The 18382-nt window shown below is 72.5% G+C and carries 15 protein-coding genes and 1 riboswitch; of the genes, 10 read left to right on the forward strand and 5 right to left on the reverse strand.

All coding sequences use genetic code 11. The features are described from left to right. Nucleotides 1-11: 11 nt before the first annotated feature. Together UO65_RS11600 and UO65_RS11605 are read left to right on the forward strand one after the other, a co-directional pair. On the forward strand, nt 12-641 hold the full coding sequence (locus UO65_RS11600) for a DeoR/GlpR family DNA-binding transcription regulator (RefSeq protein ID WP_035281586.1): 630 nt from the start codon (nt 12-14) through the stop codon (nt 639-641). Between the two features lie 75 nt (nt 642-716). Next, nucleotides 717-3401 carry a type 1 periplasmic-binding domain-containing protein gene (locus UO65_RS11605; protein WP_052021042.1) on the forward strand — a complete coding sequence of 895 codons (2685 nt, stop codon included), beginning with the start codon at nt 717-719 and terminating at the stop codon, nt 3399-3401. Between the two features lie 44 nt (nt 3402-3445). On the opposite strand, the gene UO65_RS34555 is transcribed toward UO65_RS11605, so the two are convergent. Then, nucleotides 3446-3838: a TetR/AcrR family transcriptional regulator gene (locus UO65_RS34555; RefSeq protein WP_200873362.1), complete on the reverse strand. Its 393-nt coding sequence runs from the start codon at nt 3836-3838 to the stop codon at nt 3446-3448. Here UO65_RS34555 and UO65_RS11610 point away from each other — a divergent pair. Then, entirely contained in the window at nt 3816-4346 is a 531-nt protein-coding gene (locus UO65_RS11610) for an SDR family NAD(P)-dependent oxidoreductase (RefSeq protein ID WP_084175475.1), read from the forward strand. The genes UO65_RS34555 and UO65_RS11610 overlap by 23 nt on opposite strands. 35 nt (nt 4347-4381) lie before the next feature. On the opposite strand, the gene UO65_RS11615 is transcribed toward UO65_RS11610, so the two are convergent. Continuing rightward, nucleotides 4382-5059: a DUF998 domain-containing protein gene (locus UO65_RS11615; protein WP_052021043.1), complete on the reverse strand. Its 678-nt coding sequence runs from the start codon at nt 5057-5059 to the stop codon at nt 4382-4384. Further along, nucleotides 5056-6324: a lipase/acyltransferase domain-containing protein gene (locus UO65_RS11620; RefSeq protein WP_035281588.1), complete on the reverse strand. Its 1269-nt coding sequence runs from the start codon at nt 6322-6324 to the stop codon at nt 5056-5058. Before UO65_RS11620 ends, UO65_RS11615 begins: the two co-directional genes overlap by 4 nt. A 132-nt stretch (nt 6325-6456) precedes the next feature. Between UO65_RS11620 and UO65_RS11625 the strand changes: the two genes are divergently transcribed. From UO65_RS11625 to UO65_RS11645, 5 genes are all read left to right on the forward strand, one after another. Beyond that, nucleotides 6457-7008: a cysteine hydrolase family protein gene (locus UO65_RS11625; RefSeq protein ID WP_035281590.1), complete on the forward strand. Its 552-nt coding sequence runs from the start codon at nt 6457-6459 to the stop codon at nt 7006-7008. 44 nt (nt 7009-7052) lie between these two features. Beyond that, a riboswitch (cobalamin riboswitch) is annotated at nt 7053-7191 on the forward strand. A gap of 85 nt (nt 7192-7276) precedes the next feature. Further along, nucleotides 7277-8794, forward strand: coding sequence for an ABC transporter substrate-binding protein (locus UO65_RS11630; protein ID WP_052021044.1), 1518 nt, complete (start codon nt 7277-7279; stop codon nt 8792-8794). Nucleotide 8795: 1 nt separating this feature from the next. Beyond that, a complete protein-coding gene (locus UO65_RS11635; protein ID WP_035281592.1) occupies nt 8796-9737 on the forward strand; it encodes an ABC transporter permease in 942 nt (313 codons plus the stop codon). Continuing rightward, nucleotides 9734-10516 (forward strand): ABC transporter permease, encoded by a 783-nt coding sequence (locus UO65_RS11640; RefSeq protein ID WP_035281594.1) that lies wholly within the window; start codon nt 9734-9736, stop codon nt 10514-10516. The genes UO65_RS11635 and UO65_RS11640 overlap by 4 nt, the downstream gene beginning before the upstream one ends. Then, nucleotides 10513-11997 carry an ABC transporter ATP-binding protein gene (locus tag UO65_RS11645; protein WP_035281596.1) on the forward strand — a complete coding sequence of 495 codons (1485 nt, stop codon included), beginning with the start codon at nt 10513-10515 and terminating at the stop codon, nt 11995-11997. Before UO65_RS11640 ends, UO65_RS11645 begins: the two co-directional genes overlap by 4 nt. Before the next feature lie 5 nt (nt 11998-12002). Here UO65_RS11645 and UO65_RS11650 read toward each other — a convergent pair whose 3' ends face one another. Further along, nucleotides 12003-13691 carry a DUF262 domain-containing protein gene (locus UO65_RS11650; RefSeq protein WP_161784450.1) on the reverse strand — a complete coding sequence of 563 codons (1689 nt, stop codon included), beginning with the start codon at nt 13689-13691 and terminating at the stop codon, nt 12003-12005. 758 nt (nt 13692-14449) lie between these two features. Between UO65_RS11650 and UO65_RS11655 the strand changes: the two genes are divergently transcribed. Next, on the forward strand, nt 14450-15466 hold the full coding sequence (locus tag UO65_RS11655; protein ID WP_035281601.1) for an alpha/beta hydrolase: 1017 nt from the start codon (nt 14450-14452) through the stop codon (nt 15464-15466). Nucleotides 15467-15646: 180 nt separating this feature from the next. Here UO65_RS11655 and UO65_RS11660 read toward each other — a convergent pair whose 3' ends face one another. Then, nucleotides 15647-16843 (reverse strand): cytochrome P450, encoded by a 1197-nt coding sequence (locus UO65_RS11660; RefSeq protein WP_035281603.1) that lies wholly within the window; start codon nt 16841-16843, stop codon nt 15647-15649. A gap of 171 nt (nt 16844-17014) precedes the next feature. Here UO65_RS11660 and UO65_RS11665 point away from each other — a divergent pair, with 171 nt between their 5' ends. After that, on the forward strand, nt 17015-17689 hold the full coding sequence (locus UO65_RS11665; protein WP_052021045.1) for a TetR/AcrR family transcriptional regulator: 675 nt from the start codon (nt 17015-17017) through the stop codon (nt 17687-17689). Nucleotides 17690-18382: the final 693 nt, after the last annotated feature.

Below are 18382 nucleotides of genomic sequence, written 5' to 3' on the forward strand. Positions count from 1 at the left end.
GGGGACCGACCGTGTCGAGCGATGGCCAGCGCCAGGGGTCGCGGTGGCGCCGGGAGCAGATCGTGCGCCTGGCGTCGACCGGCGCACTGACGTCGGTGGAGGAACTGGCCGCCGAGTTCGCGGTGACCGCGTCGACCATCCGCCGCGACCTGGCCCAGCTCACCGCCGACGGCAGGCTGGCGCGCACCTACGGCGGGGCGATCGCGCTGGACCCGCACCCGGAGACCACCCTGCGCCAGCGCATCGGCGACGCCTACGCGCAGATGCAGGCCATCGCCCGCTGGGCCGCCGCCCAGGTCCGCCCCGGGGAGAACGTGGTGCTCGACGCGGGCTCCACCACCGGCGCCCTGGCGCTGGAGCTGCGCACCACCTCCCCGCTGACGGTCGCCACCACGGGCCTCACCGCGTTGCAGGCCCTCGCCGACGTCGAGCAGATCCACGTGCAGTGCCTCGGCGGCACCCCGCGGCACGTGTCGCAGGGCTTCGTGGGGCCGCTGACCGAGGCAGCCCTGGACCGGATGACCTTCGACCGCGCCTTCCTCGGCGCGGACGGCGTCACCGCCGACCCGGACGCCCTGGCGCCCTTCCTGGCGGCGGGCGTCGACACCGTGGTCGTCGACAGCTCCGGCAACCGGGTCTGAGGCACCACGCCGCGCGGGCTGGACACAAGTTGTCAAAGCCTCATCCTGGCGGGCGCGGTGCCACATAATGTCCGGATGACGACGGACGCGGCGCCCCGGGTACCCGCCCGCCGACGGTTTCGGGGGCTGTCGAACCTGGTCGGGCTGCTCATCGGCCTGGTGGAGCGCCCCAGGTGGCTGGGGCCGAAGAACAGCGACCTGCGCGGCGACCGGCCGCTGCCGCTGGTGTGCCTGGTCGGCCCGTCCGGCGCGGACGTGCTCGACGGGCTGGCCGAGGGCATGTCCGGTCGAACCCGGAAACCGCCGTTCGCGAGGGTGGTCGCGGAGAAGGGCTCGGAGCAACCGGACGAGCCGGGCGACCGGCAGCCGGTGCTGCCGCTGCTCGAGCAACTGCGCCAGGGCCTGCGCCTGCCGGTCTACGGTTCCACGCGGCGGGCCCGCTTCCGCCACTACCACCTCGTCGACTGGCTGACGCGGCGCTCGGCGGGCAAGGCGGTGCAGCGCGACGAGACGTTCCCGACGGTGCAGGCCCTGCGCGAGTGGCACACCAAGGGCAGACCGGCGGCGCTGTCCCCCGAGACCGGGGGCGACTCGATCTGGCTGCGGCTGCTGACGCTGGTGCCGGACCTGCTGCGACTGGCCCGGTTCGGCCTGTGGCGGACCTTCGGCGAGCCCCGGTGGCTGATGCGGCAGCCGTTCATGATGCCCGGCCACTCCACCCGGTTCGTCGACTTCGCCGACCGGCTCGCCGACGACCGGCGCGGCCGGGAGAGCGCCACCCAGGTCGAGAAGCTGCTGGTGCACGCGTTCCTGCAGGACCTGCGCGCCGAGTTCCGGCCGAGGCGGCTGCGACCGCGCCGGTGGCGGCACACCTCCTACGTCGTGGTGCTGCTGGACGGCCTCACCCAGGGCAACGGCGGCTGGAAGCTGCTGCGCCTGATCAACGACGTGCGCAACGAGTCCACCGAGCACGACCCGCTGCTGGTGGTCGCGACCGCCCAGCGCAAACCGGACGACCTGCGCCCGGGTGAGGCGCCGTGGCGCGCGCAGGAGGCCGGGGCCGCGCTGGAGGCGTGGGAGAACGGGCTCCCGGTGGGCAGGCAGAAGCTCAGCGCCGACGCCCGCTTCCTGTTCCTGTCCATCCCCGACCCCGGCGGCGACGGCCCCAGCGACGCCGACGACGCGGCCTGGCGGACCTGGGACGGCCACCAGTCGCCCAGGCCGCCCGTGCTGGCCCGGCCGTGGGCGCTGGTGCTGACCTTCGCGCTGGTGGTGGCCGCGCTGGTGAGCACCGTCGGCCTGCCCGCCGCCCAGCGCTACCGCAACGACTGCCTGCCGCTGTCGATCGGCGACGGGGTCGCGGTGCGCTGGATGGACGACCTGGACGAGTGCGTCGGCTACAGCGACGACGCCAGCCAGGTCTTCGGCACCGACGAGCGGCTGAAACGGGCCCAGCGCGACGTCTTCGCCTCCAACCGGGTCGCCGAGGACCTGCACGAGGTGAGCGGCAGGCCGCTGGTCAGCCTGGTCTACTTCGGCGACCTGACGCACGCGGAGGAGTCCCCCGGCACCGACGCGTCCATCGCCGAGGAACTGGAGGGGCTGCACATCCAGCAGCGGGCGCTGAACGTGGAGAACTACGACCGCCCGCTGCTGCGGATCGTGGTCGCCAACGGCGGCGAGGGGATGCGCACCGCCCGCAGGGTGGTCGACGACCTGCTGCTGCCGATGATCGACGACGACCCGTCGGTGCTCGGCGTGGTCAACCTGGGCCTCACCACCGACGCCACCGAGAGCGCGCTGGGGGCACTGGGCGACCACGGCGTGCCGGTCGTGGCCACCACGCTGACCGGCACGGTCCTGCCGTCGCTGTCACCGCTGTACTTCCAGCTCGTGCCCCCCAACGGCACGCAGGCCCGCGCCGTCGCCGGGTACGCCGCGACCCTGGGCGTCCGCCGGGTCATGGTGTACCACCCGGACCTGAGCGACAACTACCTGCGCACCCTGGTCGAGGAGAGCGCGAACGCGTTGCGGGAGCGGGGGATCTTCTCCACGCCGAGCAGTTGGGGCGACCAGGTCGGCGAGATCGTGCCCGCCTGCGGCGCGGACACCATGCTGTTCTACGCCGGGCGGGAGAACGACTTCCGCAACTTCCTGATCAAGGTCGTCACCACCTGCGGCAAACCGGGCCAGGAACAGCCGATCGTCGTCGGTGACGACACCGTGTCCCGGTTCATGGCCCAGCAGAGCGTGCGCCAGGACATCAACCTCGCGGGCCGACCCGCCTCCTTCGTGTCCCTGGCCCCGAGGGTCGTGCTCGCCGAGGGCAAGTGCCGCCCGGGTGGAACGGGCGAAGCGGACGACCAGGCGCTGACCGCGTTCTGCGAGGGCTACCGCAAGCTGCCCGAGGACAAGCGCTCCGGCAGGCCGTGGCCGGGCGAACGCGTCGGCCTGGCCTACGACGCGGCGGGCCTGTTCGTCCACGCCGTCGAACTCAACCAACAGCGCCGCCGCGTACCGGACCCGCTCGACGTCCCGTCGACCACCCAGCCGCCGTACTCGCCCAACCGGGGCGCCATCGCGCACGAGATGCGCGGGTTCAAGGACTACCAGGGCGCCACCGGCACCATCGACTTCACCACCTCCGCGACCGGCGCGACCCGGCCGGTGGGCATCCTGACCGTGGACAACGTGGGTGACGACAACGCCCTGCCGAGGTGCGCGTACGAGTACGAGAACAACGTCGGCAAGAGCTGCTGAGGGGTGTCCCGCAATTGGTCGGCGAGGGGTGATCGAGACGCTGATCAGCGTTTGCGCGATCCGGATCGCGGACGCCCGCTCCACGGTCTCGGCGATCGCGTCGGTGAGGAGGTCCGCGAAGCGGAGCGGCGCGGTTTCGACAATCCCACCGAGCAGGTCCGGGTTCTGCTCGATGACGTTCGTGACGTCCCGGCCCAACGGTCGAAGGCTCCGGCCAGGCGCTCGCGCAGCGGCCGATCGGTGGCGGCGAGGAACGCCTCGGCCGCGGCGAGGTCCTGTTCCAGTGCCCGGGTGAACGCGGCCCGGAACAGCGTTTCCTCGAACTCGAACAAGAAGTACAGGCCCGGCCGGGAGATCCGGGCCGTTCGCGCCACCTCCTCCATGGAGGTCTTGCGGTAGCCGTGGCGGGCGAAGGTGAGCAGCGCCGATTCGAGCACCGCGTCCCGGCGGCTCGCGGTGCCGGCGTTCGACGTGACCGGCGCGTCCTCGGGAATCGGCGCCGAAACGGCCCGCGCCCTCGCGGCCTCCGGCGCCGAGGTGACCCTCGCCGTCCGGAACGCGGCCGCCGGTCGAGCAGTCGCGGACGCCATCAGCCGACGAGCCGCCGACGGGATCTTCGCGAACGCGGTGAACCCCGGTGGGATCGTGACCGGGTTGCAGCGGAACTTCACCCCGGCGCAGAGGCGGTCCCTCGACGCGGCCGAAGCCGCAGGCGTCTTCGGCTACAGGACGATCGGGCAGGGCGCCGCGACCACCGTCGTCGCCGCGGTCGCGCCGCAGTTCGCCCGCACGGGCGGGCACTACCTCGACGACGCCCGGGAGGCGTACACCGTGCCCGACGACGCCGCCATGGCCGACCACCCGCACGGCGTCAAGGAACGGGCTCTCGACCCCGCCACCGCGCAGCGCCTCTGGGCCGTCTCCACCGAGCTGACCCGCGGCTGACCACCAGCGCGGCCGCGACCCGCTCGACACCGCCCTCAAGGCATCGGGGCGCGGCGGAGCCAGACGAGTGTCGCAGCGGCGGCGACGAGTTCCCACGCCTGGATCGTGTAGACCGACAGGCGCTCCCAGATGCCGTCCGGCAGGAGGTCGATCGCGGTCGTCCCGGAGTCGACCACGAGCATCACCACACTCACGATGCCCACGACTCCGAGGGCGAGGCTCAGGGCTGAGACGCCGTGGCGTGCCGTGCGGCTGGCGATGATCGCGGTGAGGTTGCCACCGATGATGGCCATGGCCGCGCCGATGACGTGGAAGGCGGCGAGCCCGCTCTCCAGGGCTTCCTGGCTGCCGGAGAAGATGCCGACCAGGGCGATGCCGACGCCGTGGACGACCGCGAGCGCGACGAACCAGCGGCGGTGCCGCACGGGCGCCGCGCGGGCGGCGAGGAGCGCGGCGACGACGAACAGGACGCCGTGGGCGATGAAACCCGCGTTCATGACCGCGTGCAGCGGTGAGTCGATCGCACGCCCGTCGACCGTCGCGACCTCCGGGACGCCGAGGTCGCTGATGTAGTTCGTCGCGTAGGAGTAGCCGGGGAAAGCCGCGGCGGCGACCGCCTCGGCGATCAGGTACACCGCCACCGCCAGGACCCAGCAGGACACCGCGCCTGCCAGCGGGGCGCGGGAGCCCGGTGCCGGTTGCCCGGTGCTCACGGGGTCTGGAGGGTGGCGACCAGGCGGTCCAGCACCTGGGGGTCGTTGGGAAGGGCGAAGTGGTCCACACCGGGGTTGTCGGTCAGGGAGAAGTGGTGGTGGCGCATGGCGTTCCAGACGCGGACGGCGTCGTTGGTGAGGTCTTCCTGGTTGCCGTCGCCGTCCCGGGTGAGGAACTGGGGCGGGGTGAAGAGTTGGCCGGTGCGGAGGTCGGGCAGGGTGGCGCCCACCACCGTCGACAGGCCGGAGCCCTTCTCAGCGTGGACGTCGACGTTCGGGAACCACCGGGGGCTGGTGAACTCCACGAATCCCACGTAGTGGCGGGCGATCTCGGCCGCGACGGGGAGGTTCGCGTCGGCGAGGAGGCGGGGGTGGTCGCGGGGCGTGTAGGAGCGGCCCGTCGACCGGTCGGTGAGGACGACCTCCCGGTCCCCGAAGACCTCGGGGTCGGCGGCGCTCATGTAGGTGGAAGGGGCGGCCTGGTACATGCGGGCGCTGCTCTCGGCGTTCTCGACCGTGGTGGGGTAGCCGAAGTCCTGGATGTTCAGGCCGGTGAACAGGGTCGGGTACAGCAGGCCCTGGCCGGGGAAGTTGCCCGCGATCGGGGTGAAGCCGTGGATGTGCCGATCGCGCCACTCGCGGGTGGTGTGGGTCAGGAGGTAGTGGGCGTACAGCGGGCCGTTGGAGTGGCCGACGAGGTGGACCTTCCGGCCGCCGTTGGCGCGCACGGTGTCCTCGATGAGGCGCACGGTCCGGGGCAGGAAGCCGCCCATGTCGGGGGTCAGGCGCGAGTCGTAACCGGCCACCCGGATGTCCCGGTCGCGGACGTAGCCCACCGACTCCAGCCTGCGGTACATGGTTTCGTAGAAGGGGGCGCTGGAGGTCCGTCCGAAGTCGACCAGGCGCACGCGCACCCCGGGTTGCTCGGAGAAGCGCGCGGACATCGGCACCGCCCGGTCGGCCCTGTACCGCAGGGTCAGCAGCTTGTCCTGGCACACCTGGCTGAAATCGGCGCTCGGCCGGTCGTTGCGGTACCAGTCCTGGAAACGGCCGGTCCTGGGGCACTCCGGCGCCGCCGTCTGGCCCGCCACCACGACTTCCAACCTGCTCAGGTGGAAGGCCGGGAACAGCACCACCGGCACCCGCCGAACCTGAGCGGCCGAGGCCACACCGCCGAGCCCCACCAACGACAACAGCACGACCAGGGCGATTCGCGCCCACACCTTCGCCTTCACCGGCAGTTCCCCCGACTCGCACTCGACCACGAGCCGCCAAGGGTAGCGGTGTGTGATCGGATTCGCACTCTTCGTATCCACAGGCCGTTCCGCGGCGAAAACCCGGCGATCCTGTCGGTGCTCGGTCCTACCGTGGTCCCACACCCGACACAGAGGAGCGACATGACCACCCTGACCGACCGCCCGAACACCGCGTTGCTCGTCATCGACGTCCAGAACGGGGTCATGGCGGGGACGCACAACCGGGAGGGTGTCATCGCCAACATCGCCACCCTGGTCGACCGGGCCCGCGCGGCGGGCACGACCGTCGTGTGGGTGCAGCACCACTCGGACGAGTTCCCCCGGGGCAGCGAGAAGTGGCAGTACGTCCCCGAACTGGCCCTGGGCGAGTCGGAACCGGTGGTGCACAAGGCCTACGCCGACTCCTTCGACGACACCGACCTGGAGGCGGTGCTCGCGGAACACCGGGTGGGCAACCTCCTCATCAGCGGCGCCCACAGCGACGCGTGCATCCGGGGCACCCTGCACGGCGCGATCACCCGCGGCTACGACACAACCCTCGTGGCCGACGCGCACACCACCGAAGACCTCTCCGAGTGGGGCGCCCCGGCGCCGGACAAGGTGATCGACCACACCAACCTCTGCTGGGACTACCACACCGCTCCTGGGCGCCGGGCGGGAACGGTCAAGACCGAGTCCGTCACCTTCGGCTGAACCGGAGCGGACGTCGCACCGTGCCCGGAGTCACGTGCCACCGGGCACGGGCCGTGGGCTACGGTCCTCGCACAACCGAACAGTCCCCTGGCGGGGGAAGCCGGTGCGAATCCGGCGCTGACCCGCAACCGTGAGTGGCCGCGCGCCACGAGTCGGAATGCCCGCCCGGGAACACGAACAACCCTGTCTGTCGCGGAGTGCGGAACGGGTCCCGTTCCGCACCGCGCGGACGCCCGGGACAGCACTCGCCGTCCCGGAGGTCGCCACCATGGTCCAGTTCTCCCGCCGCACGCTGCTGGGCGGTGTCCTCGGGGCCGCCGTCCTCGGTCCCCTGACCGCCTGCGCGGGCACCGGTCCCGCCGCGTCCGGGCGACTGCGGGTCGCGTTCGCCGCGGGCGGGTCGAAGGAGACGCTGGACCCGGCGCTGGTGTCGCTGTTCGTCGACCAAGCGCGGGCGAAAGCCCTGTTCGACACCCTCGTCGCCTACAACGCGGACATGTCGCTGCGGCCCCGGCTGGCCGAGTCCTGGGAGAGCGACCCCACCGGGCGGCGGTGGCGGGTCAAGCTGCGGAAAGCCGCGTTCCACGACAACAAGCCGGTGACCGCCGAGGACGTGCTCCACAGCCTGCGGCGGGTGGCCGACCCGGCGGTGGCGTCGTCGTCGCGGCAGTACTTCGCCACGGTGGACTTCGGCGCGAGCCGGGCGCTGTCCCCCACCGAGGTGGAGTTCGTGCTGGCCGCGCCGGACTTCGAGTTCGCCTCGGGGCTGGGCGCTCCCGGGACCGAGATCGTGCCCGCCGGGACCACGGACTTCACCGCCCCGGTCGGTTCGGGGCCGTTCCGCTTCGGGTCCTTCACCCCGGGCGGCCCGGCCGTGTTCCACGCCTGGGAGGGTCACTGGGAGGGTCGGCCGACCGTGGCGGAACTGGAGTTCGTCCCGGTCAACGAGGAGGCGGCGCGGGTCAACGCCCTGCTGTCCGGCCAGGTCGACTACGCCCACGACCTGGCGACGGGCACCGCGGCCCGGCTCACCGGCGAGTCCGGGGTGTCGCTGCTGGAGACGAGGCTGACGACCATGCAGGGCGTGGCCCTGCGGCTCACCGAGCCGCCGTTCTCCGACCCCCGGCTGGTGCGGGCCGTGCTGCTGGGCGTGGACCGCGACGAGCTGAACCGGATCGCCCTGTCCGGGCGCGGCGAGGTGGGCAACGACCTGTTCGGCAAGGGCCTGCGCGGGTACGCCGCCGACCTGCCCCAGCGCACCCGGGACGTGGACGCGGCCCGCGCGCTGGTCCGCGAGGCCGGTGCCGAGGGCCTGGCGTTCCCGCTGGAGACCAGCGACATCGACCCCTGCTTCGAGACGGCGGCGACGCTCATCTCCCGCCAGCTCTCGGAGATCGGCCTGGTCGTCACCCCCAGCACCCGCGCGTCGAGCACCTACTTCACCGAGATCAAGACCAAGGGCGTCGCCGCGCACACCCGCACCGCCACCCTGCCCGTGCCCACCTTCCTCAAGCAGCGCTTCCGCACCCGGGGCTCCAGCAACACCAACGGCTTCACCTCCCCCGACTTCGACGACCTGCTGGACCGCGCCGTCGCCACCGCCGACGAGCGGCAGCGGCTGGCCCTGCTCGCCGAGGCCCAGCGGATCACCCACGACCGAGCCGGGCTGCTCGCCTGGGGGTTCAGCAACTGGACGGTGGCCACGTCGAAGCGGGTGTCCGGTGTGGTGGGCGCCCCGCCGAACACCGCCGACTGGGCCAGGTTCGACCGCGTCACCCTGTCCTGAGGTGCCGGGCTACCCGGCCAGGCGCCTGGGGCTGTCCGCGGTGCAGGCGCTGGTCGTCCTGGTGGCCACGTTCGGCATGACCGCCCTGCTCCCCGGCGACGCGTCCTCGGTGGTGCTGACCGAGCACGCCGCACCGGAGGACGTCGCGGTCGTCCGCGCCCGCCTGGGCCTGGACCAGCCGCTGACCGTCCGATTCGGACACTGGATTTCCGGCCTGTTCACCGGTGACCTGGGTGAATCCCTGGTGACCGCCCTGCCGGTGGCGGAGGAGATCGGTCGCCGCTTGGCCGCCACGGCGCTGCTCGCGGGGGTCACGCTGCTCGTGCTGCTGCCGCTGGCCCTGCTGGTCGGGGTGGCGAGCGGGCTGCGGGAGGGCTCCCGGGTGGACCGGGTGCTGACGTCGGTCGCGGTGCTGCTGCACGCGGTGCCGGAGTTCGTCCTCGGCCTGCTGCTGGTGGCGGGCCTGGCCGTGCACGGCGGCCTGTTCCCGGCGACCGCGGCCGGGGTGGACCTGCTCGCCCGGCCGGAGGTGCTGGTGCTGCCGGTGACCGTGCTGGTGGCGCGGCAGCTGTGCGACCTGGCGCGGCAGATCCGCATCGGCGTGGCGGAGCACAGCGCGGGCGAGGTGGCCGGGCACCTGCGGTTGCTCGGCCTCCCGGAGCACGCGGTCGTGCTGCGCCACGTGCTGCCGGGGGCCTCGGCGCCGGTGGTGCAGCAGCTCGCGCGGACGGTGGAGGGTTTGCTCACGGGCGCGGTGGTGGTGGAGTCGCTGTTCGCGGTGCCGGGGTTGGGGACGGGGTTCGTGGAGGCGGTGCAGAACCGCGACATACCGCAGATCCAGGGGTACGTGCTGGTCTTCGCCGGGGTGGTGGTGCTGGGCAACCTGGCGGCGGACCTGGTCGCCCACCGGCTGACCCCGCGCCGGGAGCTGGTGCTGCGGTGAGCCGGGCGCTGGGGTGGGTGTTGCTGGTGGTCCCGCTGCTGGTGGCACTGGGCGGACCGCTGGTGGCCGGGTCGGTCGACCCGGTCGGTGCGCCGTCGGCGCCCCCGGGGGCCGGGCACCCGCTGGGAACCGACGTGCTGGGGCGCGACGTGCTGGCGGTGGTGCTCTCCGGCGGCCTGTCGGTGGTGGGGTTCACCGCGGCGGCGCTGGGGCTGGCCTACGGCGTCGGCGTGCCGGTCGGGTTGGTGGCGGCCGGGCAGCGGCGGGTGGTCGACGAGGTCCTGATGCGCGGGCTGGACCTGGTGCTGGCGTTCCCGTCGCTGCTGGTGCTGATGGTGCTCGCGGCCACCGGGCACCGCGGGGCGGTGGTGCTGGTGTTCACCGCGGCGGCGGTGCAGGTGCCCGCGGTGGTCCGGGTCGTGCGGGCGGCGGCGCTGGCACCGGGGTGCCGGGTGGCGGTGGAGGCGCTGTACCTGCAGGGGCAGTCGTGGTGGCGAATCCACGTCGGGTACGTCGCCCGGTCCGCGCTGGGGCCGGTGGCCACCGACGCGGGAACACGGGTCGCGCTGGTGCTGGGATTGGTGGCGTCGGCGAACTTCCTGGGGCTGGGCCTGCCGTCGGGGTCGGTGGACTGGGCCGTGGTCATCGACCGCAACAGCGACGCCCTGGACGCGCAGCCCGCGGTGGTGCTGGTGCCCTCGGCGCTGCTGGTGGGGTTGTGCGTGGGCGCCAACCTGGTCGCGGACTCGGTCCTGGGGCGCGGGCGGAGGACCGGATGACCCTGCTGCGGCTCGACGGACTCCGCGCGGACGCGGGCGACCGCGCGCTGCTCGAGGACGTCTCCCTGCGGCTGGGAGCCGGGCGGGTGCTCGCGGTGCTGGGCGGTTCCGGTGCGGGCAAGACCACGCTCGGCCTGGCCGCGCTCGGCGAATCCCGGCGCGGTGTGCGGTTGGGCGGGACCGTGCGGCTCGGGGGGATCGAGTTGCTGGGTCTCGGTCCCCGCGATCGGCGGCGGGCGCGGGCGGGGGCGGTGGGGCACCTGCCGCAGCACCCGGGCGCCGTGCTGGACCCGGTGCGGCGGTGCGGTTCCGTCCTGGTCGAACTGGCCGCGGTCGGCCACCGCGGCCGAGCCACCCGGGTCGCCGCCGCCGAACGCGCCCTGCACGCGGCCGGGCTCGATCCCGAGCACTGGCACCGGTTCCCGCACCAGCTGTCCGGCGGTCAGCAGCAGCGGATGGCGCTGGCCACCACCCTGGTGACCGCCCCGAGCCTGCTGGTGCTCGACGAACCCTCCACCGGCCTCGACCCCCGATCCCGCGAACGCCTCGCCGAACGCCTGCGAGCGCTGTCCACAGCCGGAATGGCCCTCCTGCTCCTCACCCACGACCTGGACCTGGCCCGCGCGACCGCCGACGACATCGCCGTCCTCGAACACGGCGCCCTGATCGAAACCGGCCCCGCCGACGCGGTGCTCACCGATCCCCGGCACCTCGGCACCGCCGCCCTCCTGACCGAGGACCCCCCGCTCCCACCGGGCCCGGTAGCGAACACACCACCCGTGGTCGTCGCGGCGGGCCTCACCGTGCGAGCGGGACACACGGTCCTGTTGCGACCGACGGACCTGACCCTGACCGAGGCGAGCCGAACCGCGGTGATCGGCCCGTCCGGAGCGGGCAAGACCACACTGGCCCGCGCGATCGCCGGTCTCCTCCCGCCTTCCGGGGGCTCCACCACGCTCGACGGCCTGCCCCTCCTCGCGCACGTCCGCGAACGCTCACGGGAACAGCTCCGGGCGATCCAATACGTGCACCAGGACGCCCACGCTTCCTTCGACGAATTCCGCGACGTCCTGGGCCAGGTCGCCGCCACCGCGACCCGGCTGCGCGGCCTCCCCGAACCCGAGGCCCGAGCGGAAGCCACCGCCCTGCTCGACGCCTTCGGCCTCTTCGTCGGCACCCGCCACCCCCACCAACTCTCCGGCGGCCAGCTCAAGCGCTGCGCCCTCGCCCGAGCCCTCCTCGCCCACCCCCGCCTCCTGATCTGCGACGAGGTCACCAGCGGCCTGGACGCCACCACCCGGGCCACCACCCTGCGAACCCTGGACAGCGCGGCCACCCGCACCGGCGTGGCCCTGCTGCTGATCGGCCACGACCACCAAGCCCTGGCAGCCATCACCGACCGCACCATCACGGTCGACGGCGGCCGGGTGACCGAGGTTCCCGACTCCCCGTGGATGCAGTGGAAGCGCGGCCTGCGCTGAGGTCGTCAGCGCAGTGACCACACCGCGGCCAAGGTGTCGAGGAGCTGCTGTTGGCGTTCCTCGAGCACCGACGGGGTCCACTCGTCGACGGTGAGCACCTGCGTGGTCAACGCGAAGGAGGAAACGCCGTTGACGCTGGTGAAGTACTTCGCCTTCTTGACGTCGAAGTCGTAGTTGGCCGCAGCCGTGTTCTTCCGGCGGTTGAGCAGGACCAGGTTGGCCAACCTGTGCCGCCAGTGCAGTTGCTCGTCCGGGGTGAAGTCGCGGTTCCACCGGCTGTCCGCCGCCGGGGACTGCGGCAACACGTGCTCCACGGTGACGATCCGGTGGTCGTAGGTGACGCCACTGTCGGACAGCGCCGCGTCCAGGCGGCGCAGGACGTAGAGGCGGACGCGGGCGGCGGTGTAGAGGTCCTCCCCGAGGCACAGCAGGGTGTCCCGCTTCTCGGCCTCGGTGAGTTGCAGCGGGGAATCGGGGCGATACAGGTCCTCCCCCGTCTCCAACGCGGTGAGCACCCGACCGTAGCGCTCGATGCGCCGGGTGGTGTCGACCCGCCGGATGAGCATGCTCGCGGCGAGCCGCTCCAGCCCGGTGAGGAACTCCCGCAACGACGCCGCGTCGGTGGTGGGGCGACTGAGGTGGGCGATGGCGGGCGGAATCCAGTCCACGTTGTCGATGCGGCCCAACCACCGCAACAGGTTGTTGACGGCATCAGCGCCACCGGGAGCCGCGTAGTCGGCCCGGGTCACCGTGGCGTAGGCACCGGAGAGCGGCACGAGCACGTCGTCGATGAACGCGCGCCCGGTGCGCTGCCCGGTGAGGACCGCGCTGCGGAACTCCTTGAGGATGGACCCCCGCGCCTTGGTCTTGGCGAAGACCATGCGGATGTGGGAGAACAACTCGTTGAAGCCGGGGCGCCCGAGGGCGTTCTCCTCCTCTTCCCACTTCTTGGCGTAGCTCTCCCGGTCCGCGTCCGGGATCGTGCTGATGACCTCGGACTTCAAGATGTCGAAGTGGGTCAGGTCGAGCCCGCGCTCGTTGAGCACGGTGAAGACGCGGAAGGCGGAGTTGAAGTCCTGAGTGGAAACGATGACCAGGAAGGTCCGCTGGACGACGAACAGGACCAGCCGCGTGCACTCGGCCTCGGACAGCTCACCGAGCCGCTCCAGGAACAACCGCGAATTCAGCAGCAGGTTGCGCTGGCTGTCGAGCAGGGTGTCGACGGACAGGGTGGCCGCCTCGGCCAACGCCGCCGGGGCTTGCAGGTGCTTGACGTAGAACGCCTGGTCATTGCCACGCAAGGTCAACCGCGACTGGTCGATGGTCCCCTTGAGCGGGTCCCCCTCCTGCAGGAGCCGCTTGTCGAGAGAGGCGGCGAAGTCATCGTGGACGTGCAGGCGCAGCGCACCGAGCAACAGCGCCAAGGTGGTGAGGCGCTGCTGCCCGTCCACCACCTGCGAATCGGGCTTCCCCACCTCCTTGATCAGGACGATGCTGCCGAGGAAGTACGGATCGACCTCCTCCAGGGGCGCGTCCCCGGACGCCGCCACGACCAAGTCGTCGAAGAGTTCCCCCGCCTGCTCGGTCGTCCACGCGTAGGGACGCTGGTAGAGCGGAATGGTGAAGCGGTAGTCCTCGCTGAAGACGTCGTCGACCGACCGTTCCACCGCCTCGATCTTGATGCCAACCATCATCTCGCCGCGTCGCGGGACGAACGCCGCAGCCTGCAGCCGCCACGGTCCCGCACCTGACGCGTGCCTCCCGTTCCTCGGACGTGAACTCCGGACCATGATCGTATCCCGGTCCGCCCCCACAGCACAGAGCACAACCCACCCGATGATTCAGAATCGCGGCAACGCGTCTGATCACCCGGTCGGGACCTGAGCGCCCCGAGAACCACCGCAGGCCGCGACCTCGAACCACGCCGAACAGCCCCGCTCGCGCGGGGAAGACGGCGTGCTCCTTCGCGGAGTGCCGGTCAGCGGGGGAACAGCCCCGCTCGCGCGGGGAAGACCCGGCGACCGCGGTCAGGATGCCGACCAGGTAGGGAACAGCCCCGCTCGCGCGGGGAAGACTACGACCAGTGGGAGCCCGGGTGCGGCCTGGACGGAACAGCCCCGCTCGCGCGGGGAAGACTCTTGACCTGCGCCTTTAGATGCTCGAAGTGGATTTTAGCATCACTTTCGCGCCGAACCGGGCAAGTGTAGTCCCCTGGTTACTTACTGTGTTGGGCACGATTTTCGGCGCGCGGTGGTGGCGGGGCGGTCAGGAGTATGGCGGGGCGCTGCCGGCACCCGGGCCCACAGCGAGCGGACGACCTGGCAGGCTTCTGCGAGGGCAGTGCCCGTGTTCTTCGAGGCATGGGCGCTTCCACTGAGTACGACCAGGAGCGGCACCGCTGAACCGCCCGACCGAGCGCGTGCGGGCGGTTTGATGGAGGAGGCACGACACCGTGAGCTCAACACCGAGGCGGGTGCTCGCCGGACTGGCCGCGATCGGCGCCGGGTTCGCCGCCAAGGGCCTGCTGGCCCGCCACCGAGCGGTGGCCGACGTGGCGCCGGAACTGCGGCAGTGGACCCTGTACCTGCCGCTCAGCCTCAACTCGGTCACCCTGGCCGTCTTCCGGAAGCAGTCGGTGCCGCGGCCGCGGCCACACCCTGGTGTGCGGACCGAGCAGCGGACGGTTCCCGCCGGGGGCGGGGTTCCCGCTGTCGGGGTGTCGGTGCATCGCAAGGAAGGTGGTCGGCGGCCCGGTGGTGTGGTGGTGTGGATTCATGGCGGCGGGATGGTGTTGGGGAGTGCGGCTGCCAGTGATGCGTGGTGTGCGCGTTTGGCCGGTGAACTCGACGTGCTGGTGGTGAACGTGGACTACCGGCTGGCGCCGGAGCACCCGTACCCCGCCGCGCTGGATGACTGCTACCGGGTGTTGCGGTGGGTGCACGACAACGCCGCCGAGCTCGGTGTCGACCCGGACCGGGTGGCCGTCAGCGGGAAGAGTGCGGGTGCGGGGTTGGCCGCCGCGCTGGCTCAGCGGGCGTACGACACCGGTGTGCCCGTTCGGTTCCAGGCGTTGGTCTACCCGATGCTCGACGACCGGACGGTCCTGCGCACCGACCACGGCAATCGCGGTGCCTTCGTCTGGACGCCCGCCGCCAACCGCTTCGGCTGGACCGCCTACCTGGGCCACCCGCCGCGCGTCGACGACGACCGCCCGTACGCCGCGCCCGCCCGCCGCACCGACCTCACCGGTCTGCCCCCGGCGTGGATCGGCGTTGGTGACCTGGACCTGTTCCACGACGAGGACGTCGACTACGCCCACCGCCTGCGGGCCGCCGGGGTGCCGTGCGCCTTGCACGTCGAGCCGGGCATGTACCACGGCGCCGACGGTCAGGTCGCCGAGGAGGTTCCGTCGATGGCCGCGTTCCGCGAACGCCTGGTCGACGCCCTGCGGACCGCCTTGGAACAGTGACGCCCAGCGGGTGGTGGCGGGATTGCGTGCCGCCCGATCCGGCATCGCTGCGGTCGATCCGCGCGCCGTTGGGGCTTTGGGACCGGGCGGCCACCGCGACCGGCCCACCGGGACGACGAAGCGCCGATGACCGGGGAAGACCCGCGGTGGGCGACGGCGGGTCGCCCACCGCGGGGTGGGTCAGTTGTCCCAGGTGACGGGCAGGCGGGCCGGGCCGCGGGTGGACAGGCCGTCCTTCCACTCGATGCCCTCACCGGCGAAGCGCAGGCCGGGCAGCCGCCGCAGGAGGGTGTCCAGGGCGACGCGCAGTTCCATGCGGGCGAGCGGGGCGCCGAGGCAGTGGTGCGGGCCGTGGCCGAAACCGACGTGGGAGGCCTCCTGGCGCTGGAGGTCGAGGTGGTCGGGGTCGTGGTAGACCGACTCGTCGCGGTTGGCCGAGGCCATGACCGGGAGGACCGGTTCGCCCGCGCGGACCAGGACGCCGCTCAGTTCGACGTCCTCGGTGGCGTAGCGGGCGATGCCCGCGCCCACGCCGAGGGGGACGAAGCGCATCAGCTCCTCGACCGCCTGCGGGACCAGGTCGAGGTCCGCGCGCAGCGCCGCCAGTTGCTCGGGGTGGCTCAGCAGCACGTGGACGAAGTTGGGGATCTGCGAGGCCGTGGTCTCGTGCCCGGCGACGAGCAGCCCCTCGGCCAGCGACAGCATCTCGTCCTCGGAGAGCCGGTCCTCGTCGTCGCGGGCGATGACCAGGGCGCCGAGGAGGTCGTCGGTGGCGTGCTCGCGGCGTTCGGCGATCAGGCCCGCCATGTACTCGCGCAGCTTGCCCATGCACTCCAGGACCTCGTCGGGGGTGTACTTCGACGTGGACAGGAACGCGTCGGACCAGTACCGGAAGTCGCCGCGGTCGGCGAAGGGCACGCCGAGCAGTTCGCAGATGACGGTGATCGGCAGCGGCAGGGCGAAGGCCTCGACCAGGTCGGCGGGCGGACCCTGGGCCAGCACGGCGTCGACGAGGTCGTCGGCGATCTGCTGGGTGCGCGGGCGCAGTTGCTCGACCCGGCGCACGGTGAACGCCTTGGTGACCAGGCGGCGCAGCCTGCTGTGCTCCGGCGGGTCCATGCCCAGGATGTTGCCCGGGGGCGCCGGGTGCGGGCGCATCCTCGGCTCGTCGCGGCCCGCGCCCGCCGCCCGGCTGAACCGGGGGTCGCCCAGGACGACCTTGACGTCCTCGTAGCGGGTCGCCAACCACGCGGGCTCCCCGTACGGGAGCACCACCCTGGTCAGCGGCTCCTGCCTGCGCAGCTCGGCGAACAGCGGTTCGGGCTCCAACCCGCGCGGCGGGCTGAAGGGGAACGGGCGGGGTTGCGCGGTGGTCATGCGTTCGACTCCTCACTGGCCCCGCGGCGGGCAACGCCGGGAACCGGTTGCTCGGACAGCCGTCCGGTTCCACCATAGCGATTAAGTCAGACGCTTGACTGAGAAACGGTCACCGACAAGCCGTGGAGTGGGGAACGCATCACCACGGCGGCGGTGGGCGAGGATGACCGCATGGACACCGAGACGTCGTCGCGCGAACCCGCGCTCCCGAGACCGGTTTCGCGGCGGGAGCAGGCCGAGGCCACCCGTGGGTCGCTGCTGCGCACCGCCGAACGCCTCTTCGCCGAGCACGGCCTCGCCCGGGTCTCCAACCGCCGCATCGTCGAGGCGGCGGGCCAGGCCAACAACTCCGCGCTGAGCTACCACGTCGGCACCCGCACCGACCTGCTCCGCGCGATCACCCGCGCACACGCGGAGCCCATCGCCCACCGAACCCGGGAACTGGTCGAGCTGGCGCGCGGGTCCACCCGGCCCCGCGACCACGTCGCCAGCCTGGTCCTCCCCTACACCGAGCACCTGGCGGAACTGGGCAACCCGAGCTGGTACGCCCGCTTCACCGCCCAGGTCCACACGGACCCGGGCGCCACAGCGGGCCTGCACGACGACCCACTGCTGGCAACCTTCCTCGAGGAGGGCAACGCGGCGGTCTGGGCACACGTCCCCGACCTCCCGGCCGCGGAGGCGGCCCTGCGCAGGCAGACCGCCCGGCTCGCGGTCATCCACACCTGCGCCGAACAGGAACGCACCGCCGCCGACACCAACACCCCCGCCGACTGGCCCCTGGTCGGCGCGGCCCTCACCGACGCCGTCACCGGCCTGCTCCTCGCCCCACGATCACCCCACTGACCGCCCCCGCCACCCCAACCCCCACCAGCGCAGCAACAACCGGCCACCCCGAAAACCGCCAGCCCGACCAAGCAGGTGCCGGGTGGGCGGATGTGCTTGCCCAGCCGACCACCCCACCAACCGCCAGCCCGGCGACGCCCATGCCCGACTGGGTGGATGTGCGCTCGGCCGGCCGACCACCCCCGAAACCGGCGGCCCGGCGAGCAAACACCCAGGCAGGTGGCTGCGCCTGACCAGCCAACCACCCCGAAACCCGGCGACCCGGCGGCCCGGCGAGCAAACACCCGGGTGGGTGGATGTGTTGCTCGCCAGCCGACCACCCCCGAAACCGACGGCCCGGCGAGCAAGCACCCAGGCAGGTGGCTGCCCCTGACCAGCCAACCACCCCGAAACCCGGCGGCCCGGCGGCCCGGCGGGCCAGCGGGCCCGGCGGGCCAGCGGGCCAGCGGGCCAGCGAGCAAACACCCGGGTGGGTGGATGTGTTGCTCGCCAGCCGACCACCCCCCGAAACCGGCGGCCCGGCGACCGGATGCCCGGGTAGGCGAATGCGCTTGCCCAGCCGACCACCCCAAGAACCGGCGGCCCGGCGAGCCAACTGCCCGGGTGGATGGATGCGCTCGGCCAGCCGACCACCCCCGCAACCGGCGGCCCGACCAAGCAACTGCCCGGGTGGGTGGATGTGTTTGGCCGGGG

This window comes from Actinokineospora spheciospongiae (assembly GCF_000564855.1).
Classification (GTDB): domain Bacteria; phylum Actinomycetota; class Actinomycetes; order Mycobacteriales; family Pseudonocardiaceae; genus Actinokineospora; species Actinokineospora spheciospongiae.

Bases quoted from the DNA above. Each gene is read 5' to 3' on its own strand.
- UO65_RS11665 (WP_052021045.1), top strand. From the start codon at position 17,015: ATGGACACCGAGACGTCGTCGCGCGAACCCGCGCTCCCGAGACCGGTT.
- UO65_RS11660 (WP_035281603.1), bottom strand. From the start codon at position 16,843: ATGACCACCGCGCAACCCCGCCCGTTCCCCTTCAGCCCGCCGCGCGGG.
- UO65_RS11645 (WP_035281596.1), top strand. From the start codon at position 10,513: ATGACCCTGCTGCGGCTCGACGGACTCCGCGCGGACGCGGGCGACCGC.
- UO65_RS11625 (WP_035281590.1), top strand. From the start codon at position 6,457: ATGACCACCCTGACCGACCGCCCGAACACCGCGTTGCTCGTCATCGAC.
- UO65_RS11650 (WP_161784450.1), bottom strand. From the start codon at position 13,691: ATGATGGTTGGCATCAAGATCGAGGCGGTGGAACGGTCGGTCGACGAC.
- UO65_RS11630 (WP_052021044.1), top strand. From the start codon at position 7,277: ATGGTCCAGTTCTCCCGCCGCACGCTGCTGGGCGGTGTCCTCGGGGCC.
- UO65_RS11605 (WP_052021042.1), top strand. From the start codon at position 717: ATGACGACGGACGCGGCGCCCCGGGTACCCGCCCGCCGACGGTTTCGG.